This is a genomic window from Desulfosporosinus nitroreducens (assembly GCF_023897015.1).
GTDB lineage: Bacteria > Bacillota > Desulfitobacteriia > Desulfitobacteriales > Desulfitobacteriaceae > Desulfosporosinus > Desulfosporosinus nitroreducens.
Genome location: NZ_JAMHFY010000021.1, coordinates 83,069 through 90,788, shown reverse-complemented (window position 1 = coordinate 90,788; position 7,720 = coordinate 83,069). Strand labels below are relative to the sequence as shown.

Below are 7,720 nucleotides of genomic sequence, written 5' to 3'. Positions count from 1 at the left end.
TAGTTCCATCTCGAACTTCATGGTTTGAAGATGAGATGATAGAGCTTGGGATTTGAGAGACATAAAAAATCATCCTTTCTGAATAACTAGAATTATCCAGTAAAGATGATATCATGGATATAGAATTGGAGCTAAAAGAAGCCACCGCGCAGCGGTTTAGTACAACAGAGGGTTTGCGACATCGGAGAGAATATGAATGTAGTAAACCGACGTCGCAAACCCTCGAGACGTTATATGAAACCACATCTCGGAGAACTTATTTTGGGTTTTTTTAGAACTTCTCTGGGGAACGTCTCAAAAAGTAGGTCACATTAAAAGGGGAGGTAGTTATGTTTAAGAAAATTTTCGTTATTACCACTTTAGTGATCTCTTTGTTAACTCATATTGGAAGCCCTGAGTTTTTTGGACTATTCCTTTGGCTAATAAGTCGTCCATCTTTTCTAATTATAGATTTGCTGTTCCCTTTTATAGGTAATGACATTCGAATAAATGATATTAGTAGTAAATACTACTACATCTTAAATAATCCGTTCTTTGAAACCGGTATTACTTTATTGTTCTGGTTTATTATTGGATTCCTTATTGACTTCTTAATTAATAAGGTTAAAAAAGAAATTTCATTAAATGATTAATATTATCGTAACAGAAAATACAATTATTTGTCATTTTATCATAGCTAAGGGAATAATTTACAGATAAAATTTGAGCGTGTGGCTTCATATAACACAGAATTTAGCGCCACTTAGCTAATATGAAAGAGGTATGACGCGGCGCAAATTCTTAAACGTTATCAGAAATCCTAGCGTGGTTTGATTGATTCTGGATATGGGTTAAATAGAAGAAATGTAGAAATATGTTTCGCTGTTGCTCAATGGAGGGTAGGGAGAGGCAGTGATCGATGTTTGACATTTACATAGTTAACGTTATGGAGCTGCCCTCAAATTCGGATCCGGATCCGAATTTGGGAAAAGCCGGCGGGCTCCATGGTACAGAAGGTCGGTTTTAGAGAGAAATGCATGTTTCGTTTTGTTTGGGCATTATGCAAGCTTCGTTTATATTTTAATAGAACACCTTCACATCTTATGTTGTTTGAAAAGGAAGGTAATTCGTAATGTGCTAGAGCATAGATGAATGTTCCATTTTAGTTATGTAGGTTGTTTGAGCAAGATGCATGTTTTGCTTTTTCGGGGTTTGATACTAGCTTCGTATTAGTTTCGCATGACCACCGATACATTTTTATCTTAAAGGTATTTGAAGTGGAAAGGTCACTCATTCGGTTGCCTGGGTAGAGACGAATGTTCCGTAGTTTGTCTTGGCATTTCCGACGGACTTCTGATAACACGGGGTCAAACGCAACTTTGCCTATATGCATGTGGTTGGGACGCTGCGTTAACCCCAACACGTTATCTGACATTTTCGTATTTGGGAGGGAAAATGAAGAAAAATTGGGTCATACTTGATGCTATGGGTGTAGTCTTCGAAGAAGGCGATGACACAAACAATTTACTTATACCCTTTATACTGGAGAGAAACAATCAAATTTCGGTTGAGAGAGTCAATGAGCTTTACATCAAGTCGAGTTTAGGATTACTCAGTGCTGTGGATTTTTGGAATGAGGTTGGATTGGGCGGTTATTTGCCAAAAATTGAGTCGGAGTATTTAGATACTTACATAACCTTAGACCCGGACTTCAACGAGGTTGCGAAGGAACTTGTCCAACTGTATTCATTGGCCATTTTATCGAATGATGTAATGGAGTGGTCTTTATATTTACGCAATCGGTTTAAGATTTGCGACTTCTTCGAGTACTCAGTCATCAGTGGTGAAGTTGGATTTAGGAAACCGGACAAAGGGATATACGATTGCCTATTAGATACACTGGGTGCCAAACCATCAGAGTGTGTTCTGGTAGACGACCGAATAAAAAACCTCCAACAGGCATCGGAGCTAGGGTTTAACACTATTCTTTTCAACAGAAGTAGTACTGTTGATCCCGGATATCAAGGTCTTGTAGTTCATGGGTTCAAAGAACTAGCTCATAAACTCGATAATTTGTTTAAGTAGTATTTGGGGGCGAAAACATCAGATAACAGCGTATTCCCTAAATCTGAGAAAATATGAAAGTAATAACCAGACTTCGGGAATACGCGGGACGTTAGCTGACACTGGGAATGATAGATGATATAACATTATACTGATTACGCTCGGGTTGGATGTATCATATTTATAGTTCCAAGGGCCAGGGGACTAGTTCATGGATATTCCGATCCCGAAGAAAGATAAATTTTTCGCTGTCACTGTGGCGTAAGATCTGGAGTACTCTATTTTATGACATTGGCCAGTAACGAATTTGCTGGGGCAGTCAGTTTGGTGTATTCCTATGAGGTAGTCAATTTGGGGAGATCTCCGCGCCAGCTAACACAATGTTACCGTAACTAGAGGATGATGAATGTGGTTGGGACGCTACGGGAACACCCGTCCGTTAAGTGAAACCACATATCGGGGTAGGGGTTATGGGTTAAATCTAATTGTGGTTGGTCTATTAAGAGTAGGTTAGCGTAAGGAGGATCTTATGGAGTGGGTCTTACTATGGGCATTGAATATTTTGGTTTTATACCTTGTGATTGTCTTTGCGATTAACAATTCTCATTTGCGCTATCTCAAAGGTTGGCTTGAACAAATGAACCAAACTATCGAAGGTCTACAATCGGATGTTCGTAATATCAAGGAGTATTTAGCGGTGGGGAAAAATGAACATGTTGAAGGTTAGCAGGTTCCACGCGAATCGGATCTTGATCCCAATACTGAAGAACAATGTCCTGGCTGTGGTATTTTGGTGCCAGTTAAGGAAAAAGTGTGCCCCAATTGCGAACTAAAACTGTCCGACTAAAGTTCTCGTAGATAGAGCTCAAATTATATTCCCCAAAAGGGAAGGCCCAGAAAAATCTGCCACGAAATAATAAATTAGAGGCCCATGGCAAACCTGTTCCAAGTAGCCGAGTAATAATTAAAATCTATCTTCGACGAGTCTAAATCAATTTTCCCGCGCCTTATTACCAATGGACTTTTCCTTGGTCGGGCTTCGAAGGTGTGGCATCACTTAACACGGCATTCACGAAACTGGCAAAGATGAAGGTAGTATGACGCATCGTGAATGCCCGGAACGTTAGGCGCAATCGGCGAGGATTCGGTTAGGGGGACGGTATGAAGCAAGTATTACAAGTTAACGATTTGATGAGAGAGTTTACATTGTTCTTGTATGGGATCAGAATTAAGCCTTCACAGAGTTCTTTTGGCAGAGATGTAATTATCCAATGCCTCGGTAAACAATGTATAACATTGCTACCACCTGTTCCTGGTATTCTTTCAGATATTGAGGGGGAGAACTTAAGATATCTCTTAGGTTATAAAATTGGTCATTTCGATAGGGAACTTGCATCAGATGCTTTTGATAAGGAACCTAAAGCAGTAATAACTAAGTTTAGAGACTACCTTAAAAGCTTAGGATATAGCTTTTATATACTTTTTTCTGAGAGTTTTTATAACGAGCAGATTGATGATGAAGAGACAAAGGCTTTTAGATTATCCATTGAAGAGGATTTGATTCAGTTTATAGAGGAAGAGAATTTATCGTTAATGGTAAGGGATACGATTTAATTTCTCCAGATATGAAAAGGATATTGATTCTCTTCCATCATAATTTCTATGAAGTTTATGATGAAATTGTAGCTCAAGAGTTCTTAAGGTTTGTGTCAGACTCTGGGGCCGCCGACAGCGTCTAACAGAGGGTTTGCGACATCGGAGAGAATATGAATGTAGTAAACCGACGTCGCAAACCCTCGAGACGTTAGTGCGCCAAGCAAAGCTTGGTACTTCTTACAAGGTGAAAGTCCTTGCTGGGTAAGGTCTAGCCAACCACCCATATCGAGTGTTGCGTCGAAACTGGTAACAGTAAGGCGAAGCGTACACAGAGAACTATATAGGCCACAGGGAGAACCGTAACTCCTGAAGCATATTCAGCCCCGTCATAGAGGGTCTGGAAACAGACAAAGAACAGATGGCAACGTGTTTAACGTCACGGAAGCCCAAGCAAAGAAACCGTCTAAAGGCAAGGTTTCGGAGGATCTGTCGGGGTCAGAGAACGTGGCATGTATGGAGAGAAGTATCAGGAACTTGGGAGGACTCCTGTTGCTCCTGCTAAAAACAGCAGGTAGGTCTATCCAATCGAAAAAGAGGACGGCCAATGCACATAGGAATTCGGATTAACTCATAGTACTCTGAGGACGGGAAAGCCGGCCACATGGGGAAGGGGTTAACGGGTATGCGTAGTCTGCAAAGGAAACACCTACCGGACATGTAGGATCGGAAAAAAATGGTGCAAACCTCTCTGCGGAGAATAGCAAGAAAGTTATGCATCTGAAGTGCATAACCGATTACGGAAGCGAGCATATCTGAAGAGCCCGGTGCGGTAGTTCCGCACGCCGGGATCTGTGCGGGGTGCGCCGGGTAACCGGCGCGTCTACCGTGACTATGAAACCGCTAAGCATTATGTTAAAATGTGGGATAATATCAGGGGTGGAAGTATAGTATAAGAACCAAACGCGATTGGAACTTCGGGCTTCTACTGAAATCATTGGAATAGGGTGAAGAGTTTTGAGCGGAATCAAATTTCTTTTTATAAGCGGAAAAGGCGAGGTGTGCCCAATCCCAGCTTCAAAGGGCTCAGACTATAAAGCAGCACCAGAGTTAGCGAATGAGTCAGTCCTAGTGGTTGAATTATTTTATGAGGTTAAAAACAGAAAGCCTTGGCGGTTAATCCATGTTGGGTTTGACAGAATTCAACTTGATGAGCACGGTCAGTATATTCTAACTTTAGAGGAAAGAGTAAGTAAGTTTTATAATATATCCCATTTTGGACTAGCGACAGCAGAGGAATTAAGCAAAAGAGAGGAACCCGTGACAATTCCTAAAGCGCTGGTTGTTCCTAATGCGAAAGAAAAAGAGGCCTTGATTAGTTTTATAAAAAGAAAATATCCGATCCTTTGGAAGAATAGCCCGGAGGCGATTGAGGTTTCTATACAATCTCGGTTAAATACACATTTAGATCTAGTAAGTCTAGTCAAGAAATCAACAGTAATCAGGCAAAAAAATAAAATTACAGTAGACAAACAGGAATAGAATTTTGGTCGTGCTAAACCGCGGCTTCATATAACAGAGGGTTTAGCGACATCGGTGAGAATATGAATGTAGTAACCCGACGTCGCAAACCCTCGGGACGTTATGTGTAATGGCAATATCGGTGTATTACTTTGGAGTATCTTGTTTGTGAAAGATTATATTTAAAGTAATTTAATAGGGGGTTTTTTATGAGCAAGAGAATCATTATTTTTGTTCTTATCATTCTGAGTAGTATAAGTTTTGTAATCATCGGTTGTTCTAGTAAAAGCTCAATTCCAATTTGGGAAGAGATGGATAAAATTAAATTAGAGGTTGTTTCAAAACAGGAATTACGAGATGGAATAAACTATATTATTACGCTGAAAAATGGAAGCTCTTTATTGATTAAACATAATACCGTATATGTTAGTTATTCTGTAAAGAATGGAAATAACAGTCATGTATCGAATAAAGCCAAAGTTGAAGCAGATGGAAATAAGATAGACATTCGTCCTGGAGAAGAGGTTACTCTAAATGCGTTCATACCGTCAGTTTTCGATACTAACAAAGTGGATCAACGTAGACTCCAGTACGAGATAAAGGGTTATATTGATCAAGTAAAAGATATAAACCATTTTGGGCAAAGCGGGGAAATATTAAATTAGGTTTTCATTTGAGGGCGTTGCCACAACACATAACAAAGGTTTTGCGACACTTTGCAAAGATGCAAGCAGTTGGGACGCGTCGCAAACCCTCGGGACGTTCTACGACATATCGTGCGAAAGGCGCGCCATCCTTGGCGCGTACGAAAAGAATTTGCAGTATTTCTTCGCAGTAGTAGGAAATTGTTTACTTAAAGAGAATAGGCTAAACAGAAATTTAGTGACTAAATATTATTTATATTAGGTGAGGTGTAATCAAATGAGAAAATCAGTAATTGTTTTACTGGTGCTTATCTTTTTATTAACAGCTTGCTCAAAGAATGCGGCAAACGTTTCTTTAATTCAGCTACCAGATAATTATAATCTAGATGATGCAAAGTCCGATAACTGCGTTGTTTTTGAAGATGGTGATATTACTTATGGTTAGTCTGCATGGGACGATTTTATTACAGCAACAGACAATGGTAAATCTTCGACTGTCAGATTAGCATTTTATTATACACTTGGTGAACCTTCACAATATTCAGAGGAGTATTATGAAGAAATAAGAGATGAGTATCCTGTTCTTTATATTAAGGATTTGAGCTTTGATGGAAAAAAATATATCATTGAGGGTGTTGAGGATGGTAGGCTGATTTCAAAAGAATATAAATATCTAGTGAAATATGAAGGACGGCCCAACAGTACAACCGCTATTTTTTCCGAGTACACTTATTATGTTCTGGTAGATGATAATACTGTTACTTGGGGTGATATTGAACATGGAATGTTGAGTTCTCAGTCCGGCGATTGGATTGACCATTCCATTGTATACTCAGATTTAGTTTTTAAATGAAACTCTTCGCAATAAGCAATTCGAAGTAATCTAAAAAATACGCAATCTTTATATTTTACGTATCAGAGGCATTGCGGGTGGAATTCAAGGCAGCGCCGTCCATGGCGCTGTCTGAGTATGGGGGCACTATACGTCGTAGAACACGCCGTTCCCGAAACTTAGAATATATGAATGCTGTATGACGCTTCGGGAACGGCTGAACGTTATACGACATATGACGAGTGCGGAGCCCGCCATCCTTGGCGGGCAAGATAAGGAGTAATGCTGATGAAGAAAACTGATTACAAAAACATCGTCGAAAATTATGACAAGAATAAGTATCGTCAAGGGATTAAACCCGATAAAGACTTAAAGGGTTATATTGATAGTTGTACGGCCCCAATTATAAATGTTCTTGATTTAGCCTGTGGGACAGGCATCTATTTACTTAATCAGATTAATTATTTTCAGGACTCTATTATTGAATGGCATGGGTTGGATGCGTCAGAAGAAATGTTACATAAAGCTAAAAGCAAAATCTCTAGCTGCAGGTTTACAAATGGTTTGGCCGAAGAGCTTCCATATGATTAGAGCTACTTTAATTTTGTTGTCAACAATTATGCATTCCACCACTTTTGCCAAAAGTCTGATGTTTTAGACGAAGTGGTCAGAGTATTAAAGAAAAAGGGAGTTCTCAAGATACATAACATTTCGGTTCATGACATGAGGCATTGGTGGATCTATGAATTTTTTCCATCCGCGTATTTTGAGGATCTCAAACGATTCTGGCCAAAAGATTTGATATTTAATGAGTTGTTGAATAGGGGTTTCGACGTTAATGTTCGCATGGAGTTTGTAATGAAGGCTAATAGGTTAGCTGAGTTTATGGATCATGTCTATAACAGGGATATTTCTGCTCTTACCTTAATTAGCGATGCAGAATATCACCGCGGGCTAGAAATGATGGAATATAGGATCAAAAAAGACCCAGAAGCGTTAGTAGTAAATGATTTTGCAGACATAGTTTTCGTTGCATCAAAAAGATAGATCTGGGGGGCGGCCATCCGTGGCCGCTCTGAATCAAGGG

The 7,720-nt window shown here is 39.6% G+C and carries 8 protein-coding genes and 1 pseudogene; all 9 read left to right on the top strand.

Annotated features, from left to right (window positions below):
* Positions 1-329: 329 nt before the first annotated feature.
* The 9 genes and pseudogenes from M8E35_RS19510 to M8E35_RS19470 all read left to right on the top strand — a co-directional run bounded on the left by M8E35_RS19510 (position 330) and on the right by M8E35_RS19470 (position 7,680).
* Positions 330-632: a hypothetical protein gene (locus M8E35_RS19510; protein WP_252471475.1), complete on the top strand. Its 303-nt coding sequence runs from the start codon at positions 330-332 to the stop codon at positions 630-632.
* Positions 633-1,434: 802 nt separating this feature from the next.
* Positions 1,435-2,064, top strand: a complete 630-nt coding sequence (locus M8E35_RS19505; protein ID WP_252471473.1) for an HAD-IA family hydrolase — start codon at positions 1,435-1,437, stop codon at positions 2,062-2,064.
* A 508-nt stretch (positions 2,065-2,572) separates the two neighbouring features.
* Complete coding sequence (locus M8E35_RS19500; RefSeq protein ID WP_252471471.1) at positions 2,573-2,770, top strand: hypothetical protein; 198 nt, start codon at positions 2,573-2,575, stop codon at positions 2,768-2,770.
* 434 nt (positions 2,771-3,204) lie between these two features.
* A complete protein-coding gene (locus M8E35_RS19495) occupies positions 3,205-3,657 on the top strand; it encodes a hypothetical protein (RefSeq protein ID WP_252471469.1) in 453 nt (150 codons plus the stop codon).
* 996 nt (positions 3,658-4,653) lie between these two features.
* Entirely contained in the window at positions 4,654-5,178 is a 525-nt protein-coding gene (locus M8E35_RS19490) for a hypothetical protein (protein WP_252471467.1), read from the top strand.
* 188 nt (positions 5,179-5,366) lie between these two features.
* On the top strand, positions 5,367-5,822 hold the full coding sequence (locus M8E35_RS19485; protein ID WP_252471465.1) for a hypothetical protein: 456 nt from the start codon (positions 5,367-5,369) through the stop codon (positions 5,820-5,822).
* Positions 5,823-6,078: 256 nt separating this feature from the next.
* Positions 6,079-6,246, top strand: coding sequence for a hypothetical protein (locus tag M8E35_RS19480; RefSeq protein WP_252471463.1), 168 nt, complete (start codon positions 6,079-6,081; stop codon positions 6,244-6,246).
* Positions 6,247-6,915: 669 nt separating this feature from the next.
* A pseudogene (locus tag M8E35_RS19475) lies at positions 6,916-7,317 on the top strand (class I SAM-dependent methyltransferase); the annotation flags it as partial.
* Between the two features lie 174 nt (positions 7,318-7,491).
* Positions 7,492-7,680: a hypothetical protein gene (locus tag M8E35_RS19470; protein ID WP_252471479.1), complete on the top strand. Its 189-nt coding sequence runs from the start codon at positions 7,492-7,494 to the stop codon at positions 7,678-7,680.
* Positions 7,681-7,720: the final 40 nt, after the last annotated feature.